The sequence below is a fragment of the Fibrobacter sp. UWR2 genome (genome assembly GCF_002210285.1).
Taxonomy (GTDB): domain Bacteria; phylum Fibrobacterota; class Fibrobacteria; order Fibrobacterales; family Fibrobacteraceae; genus Fibrobacter.
Map to the genome: position 1 here is coordinate 848,052 of NZ_MWQE01000001.1, position 20,675 is coordinate 868,726.

The window sequence follows — 20,675 nt, forward strand, 5'->3', positions numbered from 1 at the left end:
GAACGGATTAACAAATAATCCGGTCGTTGTTTATGGAGAGTGTAAAATGACAATCAGAAAATTGATCTTGGCGGCCTGTGCCGCCTCGGCCGTGTATGCGGCACCGGATCCTAACTTCCACATCTATCTCGCGTTTGGCCAGTCCAACATGGAAGGCCAGGGCGATATCGGGAATCAGGACACGACGGTTGACAAACGTTTCCAGGTTCTCTGGGCGGCCGACAACGGCTCATGCTCCGGCAAGACCAAGGGCCAATGGTCCAAGGCGACTCCCCCGCTGGCGCACTGCCAGGGTGCGAAGCTTGGCCCCACGGACTACTTCGGCCGCACGATGGTCGAAAAGACAGACCCCCAGATCAAGGTGGGCGTCATTGTGGTCGCTGTTGCAGGTTGCAGCATCAAGCTGTTCGACAAGGATCAATATGCAAGCTACGCCCAGGGTCAGCAGAGTTGGATGACCCAGCGAATCAATACGTATGGCGGCAACCCTTACGGCCGCTTGATCGAGATGGCCAAGAAGGCGCAGGAAGAAGGTGTCATCAAGGGCATCATCTTCCACCAGGGTGAAACCGATGCCGGTGACGGCAACTGGCCCTCCAATGTCAAGAGGGTCTACAGCAACATCATCAAGGACTTGGGCCTCGGCGACGATATCCCGTTCCTCGCAGGCGAAGTGCTGCGCAGCGGCGTGAGCAGCGGTGCCAACAACAACATTGCGAAACTCCCGCAGCAGTCCAAGAACTTCTACGTCGTCTCTTCCGAAGGCTTCAACCAGGCATTGGGCGATGGCCAGAACGTCCACTTCACCTCGCAGGAATATCGCGATTTCGGCAAGCGCTACGCCGAAAAGATGATCGAGGTCCTGGGTGACAAGATCAAGCCGGTGGCGACGGCTTCCAGTTCCAGCGCCGAACCTGAAAGTTCTTCGAGTGCGGTAGCCTCGAGTTCTAGTGTCGTGGCTCCGAAATCGAGTTCCAGCGTTGTTGCTCCGCCTTCTAGCGCTGTTGAAGAATCCAGTTCCTCGACAATCGCTATCGGCGTTGCCCCGGTTGTTACTGCCCATATCGGGAAGGCTGTCGTGAATGCCAGCCGCGTGACCGTGCCTGTCAAGGTCGACGGCGCCTCCATAAACGCGAAGGTGTTCAGCATGCAGGGCAAGATGGTGCTTGACTTTAGCAACAGCTATGTCGGCGGTGCGCTCGGATTTGATACCGCAAAACTCCCTGCGGGTAGCTACATGCTCTCGGTGCAGGTCGGTTCCGAACGTTCTGTACAGAAGGTGCAAGTTAAATAAGCCAGAGAGATATCTGGTAAAATAAGCCAGAGAGATATCTGGTAGGAAATGTGCCCGGGGCGCTTGCCTCGGGTATTTTTTATTCTACGGCAATGACGGTGAGCGTGTCGCCTGTAACCTTGAACTTGAAGTTCTTGCCGGCGAATGATAGCCCGTAAATCCGCTCGGGGTCGTCCTGGTAGTGCGGACGCGGGTCCTGCCTCAATATCTCGACGAGGGCATCGAGTTTGCCTTCCGGTACCAGGCGCGCAATCTCGGGTGCGATTTCCACCTGCAGGCAGTCGTACCGGCGTGCTTCCGCAAACCCGCCCTTTGCACCCTCGACGCTGTCGGCGTAGGGCAGGTAGGGCTTGATGTCAATGATGGGAGTGCCGTCCATGAGGTCAGCTCCGCTCACGATAATTTCCGGCCCCTCGGGCCCGTCCAGGCGCACCTCTTCTATCTTCACGCAGCTCATTGCGATGGGATTCGGGCGGAAACTGCTTCTTGTGGCGAATACACCGAGCCTGGTGTTCCCTCCGAGGCGCGGGGGTCGCACGGTCGGGTGCCATGTATCTCGCACGTTTTCTGAAAAAATCCAGATAAGCCAAAGGTGGCTGAACCCTTCCAGCCCGCGCAAGGCGTCTGGGTTGCGGAATTCCGGCTCGAAGTGAATCACGGAACGCAATGACGGAACAAGCCCGCTCTGGCGGGGTATCCCGAATTTTTCGGGAAAGTCGCTTTTGATGCGGGCTATGACCTTGAAGTTGTAGGAATCCATTCGTTAGCGATTCAGGCTGTGCATGCCCTGAACTAGCTAGACATTGTGCCTTCGTCAAGGCCCTTGACCGGCACGTACTTGACGGTTCCGTCGGCCTTGATGATCACGGCGACACCGGCGAGGAAGTTCAGCCAACTCTTGTCTTCGTGGTGCTTCATTTCGAGCGCACGGTTCGTTGCGAAAATGGTGAGCGGGTAGAGCATCTGGTCGTGCGAAACGACAACGTTGATACGGCCCTGCGGGGCAATCTTTGCAAGGACAATTTCGTTCATGAACTGGGCCCCGCGTTCCATCAGGTCGTAGTAGCCTTCATTGTAGGTCGTGGCGGGGTCAAGGTAGTCGTTGTATGCCCAGCGCGAAACGACGTCATAGCTGGTGGGCTCGTTGGCGTAGAACTCCTCGATCTTGGCGTGGTCTTTTTCGAACCAGCCGCCGTTCAGGTCCTTGAGAGCGGTATGCGTGATTTCTGTTTGGCCGCGGCCCTGTGCAATGGCCATGCAGGTCTGCAGTGTGCGAGCAATTTCGGAATGCCAGTACTTGATTTCTTCGGTTCCGGCGATGTGCTGGCCAACGCGGTCGGCCTGAACGTATCCCTTGCCGGTGAGGACGCCCGTCGAGTCGGTGGAGGCGGTACGGTGGGCGTGGCGCAGGAGGAACACGACCTTGTCGGTGGCCTCGAGGGACTCGTAGATTTTCTGGATGCCGACGAAGCTTGTGTAGGCGGCTGCGTTCGGGTCAAACGGGGTCGGGTCTTCGTCATCCTGGACGTTGCCGGCGAATTTCCCGTCGCAGGTAACCTTGACGCCCGAAGCGACAGTGAGGGGTTCGGTGGTGCATCCCATGTCGGGGACGGCGACGGCGTCAGTCGTGAATTCAACCGGAGTCGTGTCTACAGCGGAAGATACCGGCGGCACGCTGGCGGAGGAACCCGGTTCGACAGCGGAAGAGGGGGGCAGAGTTTCCGAGGAGGTCGGCTCGATTGTAGATGAACCTGGAACCGATTCCGAGGAACCGGGAAGCGCTTCCGAAGAAATGGCCGGCTGGCTGCCGCCTTCGGGGCCGACAGGGCTACTGGATTTGTCATCGCCGCAGGCTGTGATGGCGAGGGCGGCAAGCAGGGAAATCGGAAGTAATGCAAATTTTTTCATAGGGCTCCTCGTGGTGCTACTATTCTTTCTTGAATATGTAATTATTTGACGCCCGATTTACAAGTAAATTTTCGCAAAGACTACAGGTTTGGGCCCGTTTTGGGGTCATTCTATGTTTTGGAAGTCGTTTTTTGCGAATCCTGGGCGGAATATTCGTCGGTGGCGAGGGCGTTCCGGCGCTTGAGTTCCTTGTTTAGAGGCCAGTAGATGGCTGCGAAAAGGACGTATCCGCACAAAAGTACTATCCAGTGGTTCAGGTGGAGGAAAATCTCGAGGTAGCGCATCTCGGCGAACATGAATGGACCCGCGATCAGGAACAGGGGGAGCTGCCTGCACTGGTCCCCGAGCGAGAAGCGCGATTCGTAGCTTACGATGGAGTTCATCATCGGAAAACTCGTGCAGAACCCGCCCATAAGGCGCTTGATGACCATGAGTCCCGAAACGACGCCGGCGATGGCCGGGGCCTTGATGTAGATAGGCAGCGGAGTCTTGTAGCGTACGCCGGACTTGTACTTTTGCGTCTGGAACAGGATTACGCCTACGGCAAAGTCAAAAATGCATGCCCCGATAAAGTAGGGTTCCCCGTCCGGGATTCTGGGCATAAGGAATGTCCCGAGTGCCACAAAGAAGGCTAGTCCCGCGGCAATGGAGGGGATAATCGGGATTTTTACTTTGTAGTGCAAAATTCTCACGATATGCACGTACAGGAGGCACATGAACCCCGAAATGGCGTTCGCGGTGCCCATGGGGAGCCCGACAGCGATATAGGCGAACCCGCAGGGGATGGGGATCGTGGCGGCGACAGCCTTGAGCTGGGGGTCGCGGGTATAGGCGCTGAAAACACCGAGTGCCGTGACCATAAAAACGAGCAGCCAGTCGTAGAATTCAAAATGGAAATTGAGACTTTCCAACATGGAGTGTAAATTTAAACAAAAATTAGGTTACTTTCTTCGATTTTCGTTATAGATTTCTTTATAGGTCGTCGGACGCCGGCCAAAATATAGCAAAGAGAGGCCTCTATGCTTACAATTCCAGCTTATTGGTATTTGGTTCCGGTTGCAGCATTGTTTGCGCTGGGAATGGCACTGTTCTTTTACCGGTTCATGAAGCGACAACCCGACGGCAACCGCAAGATGAAGGCTATTGCGCATTTTGTGCGCGTGGGCGCCTTTGCCTATCTCCGGCGGCAGTACAAGACGGTTTCCATCGTTTTTGCTGTCCTTTTCCTGGTCTTCGTGGTACTAGCAATAATGGGCATCCAGAACCCGTTCGTGCCGGTGGCGTTCCTGACGGGCGGTTTCTTCAGCGGCTTGTGCGGGTTCCTCGGCATGAAGACTGCGACTTATGCGAGTTCCCGTACGGCGAACGGCGCCATCAGCAGCCTGAACCGCGGGCTTGTCATCGCTTTCCGCAGCGGTGCGGTGATGGGGCTTGTGGTTGTTGGCTTTGGCCTTCTGGATATTTCGGCCTGGTTCTTTTTGCTCAACTACATTTACGACCATAACGTGTGGAATTTCGGGGCCGACGTCGCGGCCAAGGTTTCGCTTGGGGCCTGGACTGCCGACATGGTGAATAACGCCGAATGGGCCCATGCGAAGATGGTGGAAATCACGACGACGATGCTTACCTTCGGGATGGGTGCATCCCTGCAGGCCCTGTTCGCCCGTGTGGGCGGAGGCATTTACACGAAGGCCGCCGATGTCGGCGCCGACCTTGTGGGCAAGGTGGAAGCGGGCATCCCTGAAGACGACCCGCGCAACCCGGCTACCATCGCGGACAACGTGGGCGACAACGTCGGCGACGTTGCCGGCATGGGCGCGGACCTCTACGAATCTTATTGTGGGTCTATCCTTTCTACGGCGGCACTGGGCGCCGCCCTCCCGATGGGCGGGCTCAAGCTCGTGATTGCCCCGATGATTGTCGCGGCCATCGGGATTGTGCTTTCGGTGTTCGGCATTTTCATGGTGCGAACCCACGAAGACGCAAATACCAAGTCCCTGTTGCGTTCGCTTTTGACAGGGACGCTCGGGTCTTCCGTGCTTATCCTTGTGGCAGTCTTTGCGTTGGTGCGGCTTGACTTTATCTCGATGGGTATTTTTGGCTCGGTGCTTTCGGGCCTTGCTGCCGGTGTGATGATTGGCCAGTTTACCGAATACTACACGTCCGATGCGTACAAGCCTACGCGCGGCATTGCGGGCCAGGCGAAACTCGGGGCCGCAACGACGATTATCGACGGCATTTCCGTGGGCATGTTCTCGACGGGTCTCCCCGTGATTACGATTGTCGCAGGCATTGTCGCCGCCTTCGGGTGTGCGGGTGGATTTAGCAACATGGCGATGGGCCTCTACGGCGTGGGCTTTGCTGCTGTCGGCATGCTGAGTACCCTAGGCATCACGCTTGCGACCGATGCGTTCGGGCCGATTGCCGACAACGCGGGCGGCAACGCCGAGATGGCGGGCCTCGATCCGGAGGTGCGTTCCCGTACCGATGAACTCGACATGCTCGGGAACACGACTGCTGCGACGGGCAAGGGTTTTGCCATCGGGTCGGCGGCACTTACGGCGATGGCTTTGCTTGCCTCGTATGTGGAAGAAGTCAAGATATGGATTGGCCACCTCGCTACTTCGGCGGAAGGTGTGTGGAAGGTGGGTTCGGTGGCTTTCGTGAACAAGGCTAGCGACCTTGCCGCTGCAGTTTCAGATATAAGCGGTGTAAAATTGCTCGATGAAGGTACGCGTGCCATCGCCGAGAACGGTAGCCTCGTGGGCATGGTGGCAAGCCGCGCCGATTACACCGACTTTATGCAGATTTACAACCTGAACCTGATGAACCCCATGCTGCTCGGCGGTCTGTTCATCGGTGCGATGATGACGTTCGTGTTCTGTGCGCTCACCATCAAGGCGGTGGGGCGTGCGGCTAGCGCGATGGTGGAGGAGGTGCGCCGCCAGTTCCGCGAGATTCCGGGAATCATGGAGGGCACCGCCGAGCCGAACTACGCGCGCTGCGTGGATATCTCGACGACGGGTGCCCAGCACGAGATGATCGTGCCCTCCATCCTTGCGGTGGTCGTGCCCGTGCTGGTGGGCCTCTTCATGGGTGTAGCGGGCGTGTTCGGACTCTTGGCCGGTGGCCTCGCTTGCGGCTTCGCGCTTGCGACGATGCTCAATAACGCGGGTGGCGCCTGGGATAACGCGAAGAAGTTTGTCGAGAAGGGCAACTACGGCGGCAAGGGCTCCGATACGCACAAGGCTGCCGTGGTGGGCGATACCGTGGGCGACCCGTTCAAGGATACCGCCGGGCCTTCGCTCAACATCCTCATCAAGCTCATGACCATGGTGAGCGTCGTGTTTGCTGGCGTCGTCGTGCGCTTCGGCAATATGTTCTTTTAAAAAATTTTTACTTTTTTATTGGAGGTTACGATGAAGAAGGAACTCCAATCCAAAATCTTGATGCCGCTTTTTGCGACAATTGCCCTTGTCGCTTTTTCTGCTTGTGGCGATGACAATAGCGGAACCTCAACGCAACCATCGGACGAAGAGTCGTCCTCTAGTGTATATGAGAACAACGATGATGAATCTTCTTCCAGCGTCACACCGAAGTCTAGCAGTTCTGCGAAGTCCTCTTCCAGCGTAACGCCGAAATCGAGTTCTCACAATGACAAGTCAAGCAGCAGTTCTGCAAAATCTTCAAGTTCTATAACTGCTTGCAAGAGTGAAAATGAAGATTCGTGCGAATACGGCGAGCTGGTAGATGATCGCGATGGCAAGACCTACAGGACTGTAAAGATCGGCGATCAAGTGTGGATGGCCGAAAATCTGAATTACGAACCGGCCGATAGTTACTGCTATTCTATATTAAATAGTGAATGCCCTAACGGGTTAGTCGAGAATTGTGCCAAGTATGGTCGCTTTTACAATTGGGAAAGGGCTATGGAAGCCTGTCCGAGCGGATGGCACTTGCCAAGCATTGACGAATGGAGGACTTTGTTCAAAACGGTCTCTGGAAATAACGTCAAGATGACAGCGAATTTGCTCAAGTCTACGACAGGATGGTCTGACGATGGCAACGGTACGGATGCATTCGGCTTCACGGTTCTCCCGAGTGGATTCGCAGAATGGAGTAGTTATTATGGGGAAGGTGCAGAAGCGAATTTTTGGAGTTCCACAGAATACACTCGTTATGATGGTGCGTACATGGTGTCTTTATCTAACTATGATGATTTTGCATATGAGAAGGATGCCTTCAAGGAAGACCTCTTCAATAGTGTCCGTTGTGTGATGGGTTCCTCGTCGAGTGGAATGCCGAAATCAAGTAGTTCCATTGCGTCAGTTGAATATGGTGAACTGACGGATTCCCGCGACGGACAAACGTACAGGACCGTGAAAATTGGTGACCAGGTATGGATGGCTGAAAATCTTAATTTTGAAACGGCCTCTAGTCACTGCTACCTTGATTCAGCGAAATATTGCGAGAAAACCGGTCGCCTTTATTGGTGGGCGGATGCGGTAGGCAAGTCGGAAGAGGAGTGTGGCCTTGGAAAATTGTGCTCCCTGCCGTCGGGGAATATCCAAGGCGTTTGCCCGGATGGATGGCACTTGCCGAGCTATGCGGAATGGGAAACGTTGTTGACTTTCGTTGGTGATAAGAACTATGCGGCACCGTCACTCAAATCTGCATCGGATTGGGACTTGTGCAGTTGCACAAATGGAACAGGTTTCTCGGCTCTTCCCGCTGCGAGAATGTTTGGTGATAGAGATAATCCAAGCTATGATGCTCCCGAGGAGCCCTATGCGCTCTTTTGGAGTTCTTCAGAGTATAAACAAGAGGTTTCTTCTAAGGTTTCTGACGATGAGTGGACTCATTTGGTTTATGGCAATGTATACACGTTTGGGTTAGATGAACACTATGATAGTGCGAGTCTGAGTATCAGTGATATTAGTAAAGAGGATGGTCTCTCCGTCCGTTGCGTCAAGGACTAGGCTGATTTCAGATAGCAACTAAAATGTCCTCCCTTCAGGAGGATATTTTGCATATAATAAAAGGGACTTGCTATATTTACCACAGATTATAGAAGGAAATATGAAGAACTTGTGGTGTCATCTTGTACTTGCGCTGTTCTTGGCATTTTTCTTTGTCGCCTGTGGTGACGACGGTAGCGATTTCGTGACACGTCCGGCGGGCGACTCTTCGTCTAGCGTCAAGTCCAGCAGTTCGGTGAAGTCGTCGAGTTCGTATAGGGCTAAATCCTCCAGTTCGATTACAGAGGCTGTCTTTTGCAAGACAGAAGCGGAAGATGTCTGCGAATATGGAACCCTGACGGACAAGCGCGATGGTCAGACCTACAAGACGGTGAAGATTGGCGACCAGTGGTGGATGGCCGAAAACCTCAACTATGCGGCCTTGGAGCCGACGGCGTGGGAAGATTCTTCGAGTTTCTGTTACGACAATAAGCCGGCCCATTGCAAGATATATGGTAGGCTGTACACCTGGGCTGCTGCGGTGGGCAAGTCCGATGGTGAATGTGGCTATGGAAAGAAGTGCTCCCTGCCTGCGAAGAATGTCCAGGGTGTTTGTCCCGATGGTTGGCACTTGCCCAGTGAACGAGATATTATACACTTGCTTATGGCTACGGATGAATATTCTCATGTCGGTACAAACTTGAAAGCCTTTAGTGGCTGGCTCGAGTATAGAAGTGGTACGGGTAATGGTACCGATGACTACGGCTTTTCGGGACTGCCTTCCGGCATCAAGACCTTCGATGCGGATTACCGGTATGAGGGAATCTTCACGTATTTCTGGAGTTCGACGGAAATCGATGCATACCACGCTCACACGATGTCCTTGCGATATGATCGCTATCTCATGCTTTTTGATTATACAAAGCTCCGTGCATATTCTGTCCGATGTCTCAAGGATTCTGCTGATGACTGGGACGATGATGACGATGACGGCACTGATGATGAGACAAGCTCCGTGACCATGACGATGCCCTGCAAGACCAAGACGAAAGATGATTGCGAATATGGTTCGCTGACCGATAAGCGTGATGGCCGGACGTACAGGACGGTGAAGATTGGAGACCTTTGGTGGATGGCTGAAAACCTCAGTTACCCGTATCTGCAGCCGACATCGACGCTCGATTCTTCGAGCTTCTGTGTGGATAACGATTCTGCCCTGTGCGATTCGCTTGGGCGCCTGTACCTATGGAGTGCCGCTATGGATAGTGCTGCGCTATTTGGCTCGGACGGCAAGGGGTGCGGATGGGATGGGCAGTGTTCTGCCAGCGGTGTTGTCCGCGGCGTGTGCCCGGAAGGCTGGCACTTGCCCGATACTTTGGAATTTAGCAATCTTTTCATTGCAGTGGGTGGCGAGAATGAGGCCGGTATAATGTTGAAATCTACATCTGGCTGGGAATATGATAAGGGGAAAAGAGGTGGTATAGACGCCTTCGGGTTTACGGCAGTGCCTGCCGGATTATGGGTGGAAATGGATAATAATCCATTGGATTTCCGTGCCCAGGAGTCGTCTGCAATCTATTGGACTTCTACAATGGATGATCGTGGAAACACCGATGCTCATAATAGGGAAGTCCGTGACGAGTGCGATTATGCTCTTACGTGGAGCTCTTCTATGAAAGACGCGTATTCTGTTCGTTGCGTCAAAGACTAATTCCATAATCCTGCACTTTATCGCCTGATATCGCCCGCTGGGCGGTATTTTGCGTTATACCGCTATTTTGTCCCTATTTGAATGCTATATTAGGGAAAGATGAAAATCCTGTTCACAGACCTTGACGGCACGCTCCTGACCGACGACAAGCGCATCTCGGAAACCGACATGCGCTCTATTCGCGCAATGATTGATGCTGGCCACAAGTTCGTGATGACTACGGGCCGGCCGCTTACGAGCGTGAAGCAACTGGCGGAGCAGTACGGGTTTCTGGAACCGGGATTTTTCCTTGTGAGTTTCAACGGCGGGCTTATCTACGATTGCGGCGAGAAGAAACCGATTCTCACGCGCTACATTCCTGTTGACGAGGTCAAGGCCATCATGGATGCTGCGCATGCCCGCGGGATGCACGCGCACACCTACTCGGGCGACCTCGTTGTTTCGGAATATGAGACGGAACAGCTCAAGACGTATTGCCGCCTGATGAAGATGGATTACGTGGTGGTGAAGGATATTCGCGAGTATTACGGCGAGTTCGTGAATGTCGTAGTGAAGCCGCCCATCAAGGTGAACATCATTACGCCCTTCGAACATTCGGGCCTCGTGGATTTTCGCACCGAAATGCGGAAGACTACTGAGGGCAGGCTTTTCGACGTGTTCAGCAAGCCCGAGATGCTCGAGTTTTCGCACATGCAGAGCAACAAGGGAGCTGCAGTGAAGTTCATGGCCGACTTTTACAAGGTGCCGGTTGCCGATACGATTGCGGTGGGCGACGAAGAGAACGATTGCCCCATGATCGAAGCGGCCGGTGTCGGAGTCGCGATGGCGAATGCATCGCAGGTGGCGAAGGACATTGCCGACTACGTGACCGCAAACGACAACAACCACTCGGGAATCGCCGAGGTTATCGAGAAGTTCGTGTTGCAAAGTTGATTTTTTAAGGGGAAAACGATGAATTGCTATAGGAAGGAAAAAATGAACTTGTTCGGTGCGGCTTTTGTTGCCGTGTCTGTGCTGTTTTTAGCGGCGTGTGCCGACGAAGAGTCTACCGATCCGGGGGATAGGGAAAATCCGGCCATACACGATACCGATGTCTATACCCAGGCCAAGAGTTCTGATGAATACAAGAATCCCGATGTAGAATATGGCAAAATGACCGACCCGCGTGATGGAAAGGTCTACAGGACGGTAAAGATTGGTAACCTGGAATGGATGGCGGAAAACCTGAACTTTTCGGATTCGGAATTGTTGCCCAATATCGCTGATGGTAACTGGTGCTATGAGGACGATACCTCGTTTTGCAATGTGGGTGGCCGCCTTTATACATGGACGGCCGCGATGAATCTGTCGCCGGATATGCAGAATGCCAGTGTGTGGTACTATAGGAGCCCGTCTGCGTCGGAAAGGCGCGGCGTTTGTCCCGAGGGGTGGGTCGTTCCGTCGTACAGTGAATTCTGGTCCCTTGTCGTGAAGACAGGTTCAACGGGTCGCGCGGGTTTACTGCTCAAGTCGACTAAGGGTTGGCGTGACGGAAATGTTGGCAAGGATACATTGGGCTTTACCGCACTACCTCTTGGGTTCTATGTAGATGGCAAATCGTATAATGCCGGATTCGAGAGCATATTCTGGACTTCGGATGAAGAGGATTATGGTGTAAACAATGCAAGGAGCATGAAAATTTCGTATGATAGCGATGAGTTCGAACTAGATACAGAAAAGAAGTGGTTTGGTTTTTCTGTACGTTGCGTGAAAGATACCTCGGTGATAAGGGTTGCTCGCGAAGATAGCGTCAGCCGGATGGATGAACTGGAACGCCTCAAGGACCTTTTTGATACGGCCAAGGTGGTAAAGGGAACCTTTGTTGATCCGCGAGACAAACGTGAATACCGTACCGTGAAGATTGGGGACCAGACATGGATGGCCGAGAACATGGTCTATCAAGCAGATGATTCCGTTTCGGCATGCTATGCACGTAAGGATTCCCTTTGTAAGATATATGGTCGGCTTTATTCGTATGAATTTGCCCGGGATTCCGTATGCCCTGAGGGCTGGACTCTCCCTACGCGGGCGAATTATGAGGTCTTGCGTAAGTGGACTGGACATGCCGATGTGGTCGACATCTATTATATCGATATCTCTGCCCTCACATTGAAGAGCAAGGAAACTTGGACCGATTATAAAAAAGGTGGAGATGCACACGACGGAAGTGGCCTTGATCTCTATGGTTTTGGTGTGCTGGCTGGGGGAAGGGGTACAATTGGTGTTGAAGCTGATTCCTTCTTCAATAGGGGAGAGAGCGCACACCTTTGGGTCCATGATAATGGTGACGGATATTATTTTTCCATAGACTTTAGCAATAACGATTATAGTACGGGCTATAGTGGTCGTGGTCAAAAAGGGTTGGCCAGTGTCCGGTGTATCCAGGGCGATAAACCCGTCTATTATGAATGTCCCGTCGATACATCTAAATACAAAGTTCCTTCGTATACGGGGGTTGATTCCTCGATTACTAAAGGTGGCTACCTGCAGGATTTGCGAAATAACAAGTATTACAAGGTTGTGACTATCGGTAAGCAAACCTGGATGGCCGAAAACCTGAATATCGGCGTAGACGAATATCAGGATCGAATCGCTTGTTATAGGAACGATGACGAAGAATGTGATTCACTTGGTACTTATTTCAAGTGGGACGATGCCATGGATTTCAAGAGCGTATTTACTTCGGTTGATGATTATTATTGCCGGCACAATGAAGAACGTCGCGGCGTTTGCCCCAAGGGATGGCACCTGCCTTCTGAAGATGAATGGCGCGAACTGATTGAAACTGTTGGCGATTCGCTTTCGGCAAACCATATACTCAAATCCAAGAACGGATGGCAGCAGGAAAGTGGGCTCGATACCTATGGCTTCAATGCGGTTTCTGGTGGGTACAATCCCGGTAGCAGGTGGTCTACCGGAAGGGAACGCTTTGCTTATTTTTGGTCGAGAACAGAATCGTCGAGGGAAGTGGCTAGGGGCATCTCGTTCAGTGGTGAAAACTGTTCGTTCGTGAAAATGGATTTTGTAGAAAAGGGGACGAACATGCCCGTTCGCTGCTTGAAGGATGAAGCATTGCTTTCGGAAGCGGTTGAGTTGGTCCCTTACGAGAGTCCGGAACACTGCGTAGAGAAACCGGTTACCTATGTATTCGATGACTCTGTGCGTAAGGCCGCCAGCCTGTATGACGAGGAGAAGAATACGCTTCTCGACAAGCGCGATGGCCGTACCTACAAGACGACGAAAATCGGTTCGCAAATCTGGATGGCGGAAAACCTCGCCTTCGATTACGATATCGGTTCCGCGAAGAATTTCTGCATTTATAGTAATGCGGATTCCTGCAGTAAGTACGGCTTGTACTATACGTGGTCTGCGGCTATGGATTCTGCAGGCGAATTTAGGGGAAACGGGGCGGATTCGATTGTGCGCGGCATTTGCCCGTCGGGTTGGCACCTTCCCTCGAAGCAGGAATGGTACGACCTGGTGGAAATCGTAACGGGGGAACCGTTTGACCAGAGTTATGGATACACGATGAACCAAATTGAATATACCCAGAGGGTGCTGAAATCTGTTGACGGATGGGCGAGTTCTGCTTACGCAGGGATAGACAGCGTCGATTTTTACGGGTATCCCATGGGGAATTGGATCGGTTCCAAGAAAAAATATGAGGATGTTGGGTCGACAGCTTATTATTGGTCTACCGAATCGATTGACGCGAAGTATGCCAGCATATTTGCCCTGCATGCGACGAATGCCTACATGCTTGTACACGTCTTCTCGAAAGGGGATGCGATTCCTGTCCGTTGTCTCAAAGATTGATTTTCTATAATTGGGTTCATGGAAGAAAAGCAGACTTACCGTGAAGTGATGCCGGGCGAGCTCCCGTGCGAAGTGCCGGAATGTGACGGCGTGATGGTTGTCGATCCCGACAATAGCTATAAACTCACCTGCGACAAGTGCGGGCACATTAAGGAATGACTCTAAAAATCACCTACCCAGAGCTTCCTGTCGTTGAACATCGGGAAGAGTTCTTCGAGATGCTCGAGAAGCATCAGGTGGTGATTGTAAAGGCAGACACCGGTTCGGGCAAGTCGACGCAGTTGCCGAAGTTTTTGCTGGAATGGTTCGATGGTAAGACCGCGGGTGAGCAGGGCGAGAAGGCTGGTTTCAAAATTGGTGTGACGGAACCTCGCAGGCTTGCGGCGATTTCCATTGCGGATCGCCTGCGTGAAGAATTGAAAGACGAGACGCTTGTCTCCACTAAAATTCGCTTCTGGGAACAGGGCCAGAGCGACGCCCCCATCAAGGTGATGACGGATGGCATTTTGTTGCAGGAATTCCGCCGCGACAGGCTCTTTAGGCAGTATTCTGCCATCGTGATTGACGAGGCGCATGAACGCTCGTTGAACATTGATATTTTGCTCGGCATTTTCAAGTCGGTTCTGCATGAGCGCCCGGAATTCAAACTGATTGTGGCCTCCGCGACGCTCGATGCCAAACTCTTCGAGGAATTTTACGACAACAGCTGCGTGCTCGAAGCCGAGGGAAGAACGTTCCCGGTGGATGTGGAATACTTTTTCGATGGCGGTTTGGCGGCGCGGACTGCGCTCGACACCAGCGGCAAGGGCGATTCCGGCCTTTTGGACGAGGCCCGCGATGCGATTCTCGATTTGGAAACGCGCCACCGCGATCACCTGCTTTGTTTTTTACCGACGGAACGCGACATCCAGGATTTGGCGGGCGAACTTGCGCACGAACTGGATTCCGCGACCTTCGACATCCTGCCGCTTTACGGGCGCATGAGCCCCGACGAACAGCGCCGCATCTTCAGGCATACGGAAAAGACCCGCGTGGTGCTTGCGACGAACATCGCGGAAACTTCGCTCACGATTCCGGGAATCGCCTATGTGGTGGATACGGGTACGGCCCGCATTTCTCGCTACAACGCACAGTCAAGAATCCAGGGGTTGCCCGTCGAGGACATCTCGAAGGCGAGTGCCCGGCAGCGCACAGGGCGTGCGGGGCGCGTAAAGCCCGGTGTGTGCATTCGCCTCTATTCTCCCGAGGATTTCGAGAAGCGGGACGAGTTTACGGAGCCGGAAATCCGGCGGAGCAACCTCGCGAACGTAGTCTTGCAACTGCGTAGCCTCGGGCTGGAACTCGAAAATTTCCCGTTCCTGCAGTCGCCGCCGCATTCGGCGTTCCGCGGCGCGTACAAGACGCTTTTTGAACTCGGCGCGTTGACCGCCGATAATGCTAGCGGGCATGTGACCAAGTTGGGCCGCGAGATGACGCGCCTCCCGATGGACGTGGCGCTCTCGGCGGTGCTTTTGCGGGCGCGCGATGCCGGCGTATTGCAACCCGCGCTCATTGTCTGTTCGGCCTTGAGCATCCAGGACCCGCGTGTGGTGCCGAGCGAGGAACCGGAACGCACCCGCATTCGCCAGCTGCACCGCAAGTTCGCGGGCCACAAGAGCGATTTCCTTACGTTCATCTGCATGTGGAACGCCTTCTGCGCCGAATGGGATGGCAAGACCTGGAACAAGTTGCGTAAGTTCTGCGACAAGAACAGCCTGCATTTCTTGCGGTGTCGCGAATGGATCGATCTGTACGAACAGTTTGGGCGCATCCTCGACGTGAAATTCGAGAATCGCGTGTGCCCGCTCGACAGTTTCCACCGCGACAACCTGCACATCGCCTTGCTTTCGGGATTCCTGGGCGGCATTGCGCTCCGTGACATGGAAAACGGCTGCTACCGCCTGGTGAGCGGCCGCGAGACGCACGTGTTCCCGGGCAGTGACCTTTACGGCAAGAGCGCGGAATGGCTTTTTAGTGCCGAGGTGCGCGAGACGAGCCGCATATTCCTCAACAAGGCTGCCGAAATCAAGCCCGAATGGATTATGCAGGTGGCGGAACCTTTCTGCACGCGTCGCTGGTATGCGCCCACATGGAACCAGGAACGCGGTTTTGTGGAAGCGGTGGAGGAGGTGAGTTTCCGCGGGCTCGTGATTAGCCGCGGCCATCGCGTGGATTATGCCCGCGTGAATCCCGGTGAATGTGCCGAGATTTTCTGGCGCGAGGCCGTAGTGCTTGGCCAGATGGCGCGACCCTTCGCGTTTATGACGCACAACGAACGCGTCGTCGAGGATTTGCATGCGTTGGAAGCCCGCAAGCGCCAATTTGGGCTTGCTCCGAGCGAAGATGCCCTGGTGGATTACTACGTGCGCATTGCGCATGAGGTGAATTCCATCAAGACGCTCAAGGACTACATCCGCGAACATACCGACCAGTTCCTGAAATTCGATGCGAAGTTCTGGCTGGACCAGAGCGAAACGGGCGTAAGCTATACGGATACGGGTTTCAGCAACCGCGCATTCGATGCCCTGGCGAAGGGTGACAAGAAGAAAACGGCAAAGCCGCAGGAACCCTCTCTCGGAGGCTCCCTCGAGCAGTTCCGCATCGAAGGGCTCGACGGTTCCTGCCGCATGGTAGTGGGCGAGATGGTTTTCGATGCGATGCGCGACTGCGACGGCATCACGCTTGACTTGCCTTACGACATGCTCCCGCAGGTGACGCCCGCGACGCTTGCGCTTTCTATCCACCAGTGGCGTGAGTGGATGGCGGAATCCGTCATCCGCGAGATGCCAAAGACGGCGAAGAAGCAACTGGAAGGCCGCCGCACGTTTATCGATGACGCCTTCTGCGACAAGCTTAAGGAAAACCCGTACAAGGCACCGCTATTGCTTTTGTACGAAGTCTTTGCCGGCATAAAACAACTCGATTGCGACATCCCGACGGTTACGCCCGAAAAGGAAAACCACCTGCGGATTCATGCGCGAATCTTCAAGCAGGGTTTCGCGGAAAAGTTTGCGACCGAAATCAATCCCGAGTGGGGAAGTTTCCGGCTGTTTGCAGCGGTGCGACCCGTCCTCGTGACGTTCGGTATAGACTTTGCGCTCGGCGACATGCGCTTCGGCTGGCGTCTCGGGGAATCGGCGCTGATGGCTCCGGCAGAATCCGCCTTCTGGCAGACCTTCCGCAAGCGCGTGGAAGGCCGCGCGCAGTCCGGTGCCGGCAATCGCACGCAGCCCGATGCCGACTCCGCCCTTATTGTCGACCGTCTGAATATGCTCGAGACGGGTGGCCTCTATTCTGACGGCTTCAAGACAGCGCTCAAGTCGTGGGCATTGAAGTCGCTTACTGCCGATGAATTGGATGCGAACCGATGCGTGCGCTTCTCGGGTCTCGAGTATTCCCGCGGCAAGAAAATCAGGGACTTTAGGAACCTCGCTGCGAGTACCCGCAGCGAAGACGAGGAAATCCGGCTGGCGCTGGTGCGTGCTACGTACGAGTCCGCTCTTCTCGGTGCCGAAACCTTCGTGAAGTTCTGGAACATGCTAAAGGAATTTTCCGTGGCGATGCGTCAGGGAACTGACCATGCCCGCGATGCGCTGGCAGCATCTCCTTCCAAGAGCGAACTGTCGCAAATTCTCTCGCTTTATGGTTCGAACAAGGAAACAACTTTGTTCGAAAGGCTGTCTGCCCTTTGCGGAATTGTTCGGCTGAATGCCGCTAGTCTCGACGCTTGCAATAGTCCGGCCCGCCCTGAACTGTCGGTTCGCGACCTCCGCGAAAAATTCCGCCCCTTCCTCAAGGCCCGTTTTATGAAGGACCACGAATTGAAAAATGCCCGTGATATCCTTTCTAAAATGGAGCGCATGCAACAGGACGATTCTGAATATCCGGAACTCTACTTGCAGGCCTCGGCCATGCTCGAGGACTTCGAAATCCTTAAGTTCAAGCGCAAGGGCGATGATGCCGAAGAAATTGTCGAAGAAGATGCCTTGGCTAAGCTTAAAGGGCGTTTCGGTCGTTTGAAATAGCGCCAGATTGGTCTAGGACCAGTCAAATTTGCTAAATTTGGGGCGATGACTTCTCTACTTCGCATATTGTGCGCGTTAACGCTCCTGTTCTTGGTGGCGTGTGATTTCTCGATTGGCAAGTTTTTTGGTAATGAAGACCCTGTCATTGTTTCTGTCGGGTCAACCAAGCTCACGCAGTCTATGGTTCACAAGTATGTTCCCCAGTGGGATTCCCTGGATGACCGTGCCAAACTCGCATTCCTGGAACACTGGATGGAAGAAGAGGTTATTTACCAGGAAGCAATGGATGCCAAAATCACCAACGATACCATCCTTGCTGCGCAAATTGAAAGTACTGTCCGCAAGATGGTCGTGGATTACTACCTGCAGACATTCGCCGATACCATGATGGTGGGCGATGCGGAGAAACTCAATTACTATCAGGAACACCAGGATTCCTACCTTCGTGGAAAGACTACTATTTCGGGTGCGGTGCTCCGTTTTAAGACCTGGGCGAATGCTGATGCCTATTACCGCGAAATGAAATCGCGTGTATTCAACAAGGTGCCGACTGAACATCCCCTTGTTGCAGAAATCCTCACGTTTGATTCTGTCGATGTCTCGCCAGATACCTGCCTCATTCATGATATTCCTTCGTTCCCCGTAGGCAAGCTCTCGACTATGCGCTTCTGTGGCAATGGCCTGAAAATGGCCGTGGTTACGGAAAGGCTTGATTCTGCGGAAGTCCGCCCTTACGTGGAAGTTGCGGAGGATGTTTCGAATTTGGTTTGGCTCGAACATAAGAAAATGGTTATGGAACGGCTCAAGAAGGAATGGAAGATGAAACGCCCTATCTTCTCGAAGTCGCCCGTGTTTACTGAAAAGGAAAATCAATGAAAAAGATTGGTCTGTTGTCTCTTACGCTAGGTTTGCTTGTTTCTGCGTCTTTCGCTGCGCCTGTGCTTATGGAAGGCATTGCTGCGATTGTCGACGGTAAACCTATCATGCGTTCGGAATTCCTGAACAACCTTTATCATTTCCAGGAGACTCCCGAAGGTTCCGCAATGAGCGAGGAACAGCAGAAGCAGTATGTGCTCGACAAACTTATCGAGGAGAAGGTGCTGCTTAGCCGTATTGATCGCGATTCTATTGTCGTGAGTGATGCCGAGATTGACCAACGCGTGACGGCTCACTTGACTCAGCTTGCGGCAAGCCAGAATGTGAATATGGCGACTTTGGAAAAGGCCATTCGTGCACAGCTTGGGGTAAGCATGGCCCAGTACCGTGACCAACTTGCTAAGCAGATCCGCAGTCACGTGGAACTCCAGCGTGTCCGCCAACGCCATGTGGGTGTGGTGAGCCCGACCAAGAAAGAGGTCGATGCCTTCTACAAGGCCTATAAGGATTCTCTCCCGCGACAGTACAACTGCGTGCAGTTGAGCCATATCCAATTGAAAATAGAACCGGATTCCGCTATCGTGGATTCTGTGAAGCACATTGCAGAAACTCTTGTCGATAGCCTCAATCTCGGCATCAAGTTTGAGTTGTTGGCCAAGAACCACTCGCAGGATTCCTCTGCGGCAAATGGTGGCGATCTCGGCTACTTTAGGCGCGGTCTCCTGGACCCTGCGTTCGAAAGGACTCTCGACCAGTTGAAGAACGGACAGTATGCATCTACTCCGGTCAAGACAGACCGCGGTTGGCACATTGTCCGTGTGATTGGCCGTAAGGAAGATGGCGTGCGTTCGGCCCATATCCTGCTCCGCACGATTCCGACAGCGGCGGATTCCGCCCGCGTATTGCACATAGCGGATTCTCTCCGAGCCACGATCAAGACTAAGGAAGATTTCTCTGCAGCAGCAAAGAAGTTCAGTACAGACAAGTCGAGTAACTTTGCAGGAGGCCTGCTGGGCTGGTTCCAGAAGAACGAGATGGAACCTGCCTATGTGGACCCGGTGGCGAACTTGAATGTGGGCGAGGTCTCGGAGCCGGTGGAAATAGACGGTTCCTACCATCTGTTCCGTCTGGACGATTCCCGCCAGATTCGCGAGTTCACTCTCGAAGAAGATTACGGCAAGATCGAGGCAATGGCTGCGACGCATCTTGAAAACGAGAAACTGAATGCGCTTATCAAGAAATGGCGTGATGAAGTTCACATCGAAATCCGCATGACGGAATAGTGTTATTGGAAAGTTGCCGCAATGATTCACTTCACCCATGTCACGAAGTCCTACGAGGACAACTGGAAGGCGCTGAATAACATCACCTTCCGTATAAACAAGGGTGAATTCGTGTTCCTTACGGGACATTCCGGCGCGGGTAAGTCGACCGTACTTAAGCTGATCTATATGGACGAACGTCCGGATGCGGAACGTGGCGGCCAGGTGATGGTGAAGTTTACGGGCGACTGTGTCTATGATAGCAAGAGTACGCCCGATAGCAAAATTCAGGCTTTCCGCCGCAAGATGGGAATTATCTTCCAGGATTTCAAACTTTTGCCGGATAGGAACGTCTTTGAAAACGTGGCGCTTGCATTGCGTATAGTGGGGACTCCAGGCAACAAGATTAATGCGGCTGTATTCGATGCTCTCGCCCTGGTTGGAATTAGCCAGAAGCGCTTTGCCATGCCCTACACGCTTTCGGGCGGTGAACAGCAGCGTGTGGCAATTGCCCGCGCGATGGTGCACAACCCTTACGTGCTCCTGGCAGACGAACCGACTGGTAACCTTGACCCGAAAAACGCCGAGGAAGTGTTCAAGATATTCAAGGAAATCAATGCTCGTGGTACGACAGTCGTGATGGCGACCCATAACCCGGATTTTTACCTGAACAGCCCGTTCCGTCGCTTGGTCCTTGATCACGGTGAACTCCTGACGAGAGACCTGATTTAACCCCGTTCCTGTTTA

The 20,675-nt window shown here is 53.5% G+C and carries 14 protein-coding genes; 11 read left to right on the forward strand and 3 right to left on the reverse strand.

Going from position 1 to position 20,675, the window contains the following annotated elements; all coding sequences use genetic code 11:
* The first annotated feature begins 46 nt into the window (after positions 1-46).
* Entirely contained in the window at positions 47-1,294 is a 1,248-nt protein-coding gene (locus B7994_RS03385) for a sialate O-acetylesterase (RefSeq protein WP_088637050.1), read from the forward strand.
* Positions 1,295-1,373: 79 nt separating this feature from the next.
* On the opposite strand, the gene tsaA is transcribed toward B7994_RS03385, so the two are convergent.
* From tsaA to B7994_RS03400, 3 genes are all read right to left on the reverse strand, one after another.
* Positions 1,374-2,054 (reverse strand): tRNA (N6-threonylcarbamoyladenosine(37)-N6)-methyltransferase TrmO, encoded by a 681-nt coding sequence (gene tsaA / locus B7994_RS03390; RefSeq protein ID WP_088637051.1) that lies wholly within the window; start codon positions 2,052-2,054, stop codon positions 1,374-1,376.
* Between the two features lie 32 nt (positions 2,055-2,086).
* Entirely contained in the window at positions 2,087-3,202 is a 1,116-nt protein-coding gene (locus B7994_RS03395; RefSeq protein WP_088637052.1) for a histidine phosphatase family protein, read from the reverse strand.
* Between the two features lie 110 nt (positions 3,203-3,312).
* On the reverse strand, positions 3,313-4,116 hold the full coding sequence (locus tag B7994_RS03400) for a hypothetical protein (protein WP_088637053.1): 804 nt from the start codon (positions 4,114-4,116) through the stop codon (positions 3,313-3,315).
* A gap of 105 nt (positions 4,117-4,221) precedes the next feature.
* On the opposite strand from B7994_RS03400, the gene B7994_RS03405 reads away from it, so the two are divergent.
* The 10 genes from B7994_RS03405 (at position 4,222) to ftsE (ending at position 20,660) form a co-directional block, all read left to right on the forward strand.
* Positions 4,222-6,591 (forward strand): sodium-translocating pyrophosphatase, encoded by a 2,370-nt coding sequence (locus tag B7994_RS03405; RefSeq protein WP_088637054.1) that lies wholly within the window; start codon positions 4,222-4,224, stop codon positions 6,589-6,591.
* Between the two features lie 30 nt (positions 6,592-6,621).
* On the forward strand, positions 6,622-8,181 hold the full coding sequence (locus tag B7994_RS03410) for a fibrobacter succinogenes major paralogous domain-containing protein (RefSeq protein ID WP_088637055.1): 1,560 nt from the start codon (positions 6,622-6,624) through the stop codon (positions 8,179-8,181).
* Positions 8,182-8,281: 100 nt separating this feature from the next.
* A complete protein-coding gene (locus B7994_RS14020) occupies positions 8,282-9,871 on the forward strand; it encodes an FISUMP domain-containing protein (protein WP_158213061.1) in 1,590 nt (529 codons plus the stop codon).
* A gap of 99 nt (positions 9,872-9,970) precedes the next feature.
* The gene (locus tag B7994_RS03420; RefSeq protein WP_088637056.1) at positions 9,971-10,804 is read left to right on the forward strand and encodes a Cof-type HAD-IIB family hydrolase; all 834 of its coding nucleotides are present in this window, start codon (positions 9,971-9,973) and stop codon (positions 10,802-10,804) included.
* Positions 10,805-10,846: 42 nt separating this feature from the next.
* Entirely contained in the window at positions 10,847-13,726 is a 2,880-nt protein-coding gene (locus tag B7994_RS03425; protein WP_158213062.1) for an FISUMP domain-containing protein, read from the forward strand.
* Positions 13,727-13,744: 18 nt separating this feature from the next.
* Positions 13,745-13,885: a hypothetical protein gene (locus B7994_RS14025; protein WP_158213063.1), complete on the forward strand. Its 141-nt coding sequence runs from the start codon at positions 13,745-13,747 to the stop codon at positions 13,883-13,885.
* Positions 13,882-17,790, forward strand: coding sequence for an ATP-dependent RNA helicase HrpA (gene hrpA, locus B7994_RS03430; protein ID WP_088637058.1), 3,909 nt, complete (start codon positions 13,882-13,884; stop codon positions 17,788-17,790). Before B7994_RS14025 ends, hrpA begins: the two co-directional genes overlap by 4 nt.
* 45 nt (positions 17,791-17,835) lie before the next feature.
* Entirely contained in the window at positions 17,836-18,666 is an 831-nt protein-coding gene (locus B7994_RS03435; protein WP_144063727.1) for a hypothetical protein, read from the forward strand.
* Positions 18,663-19,949 carry a peptidylprolyl isomerase gene (locus tag B7994_RS03440; protein WP_088637060.1) on the forward strand — a complete coding sequence of 429 codons (1,287 nt, stop codon included), beginning with the start codon at positions 18,663-18,665 and terminating at the stop codon, positions 19,947-19,949. Before B7994_RS03435 ends, B7994_RS03440 begins: the two co-directional genes overlap by 4 nt.
* 21 nt (positions 19,950-19,970) lie before the next feature.
* Positions 19,971-20,660, forward strand: a complete 690-nt coding sequence (gene ftsE, locus B7994_RS03445) for a cell division ATP-binding protein FtsE (protein ID WP_088637061.1) — start codon at positions 19,971-19,973, stop codon at positions 20,658-20,660.
* The last annotated feature ends 15 nt before the right edge of the window (positions 20,661-20,675 follow it).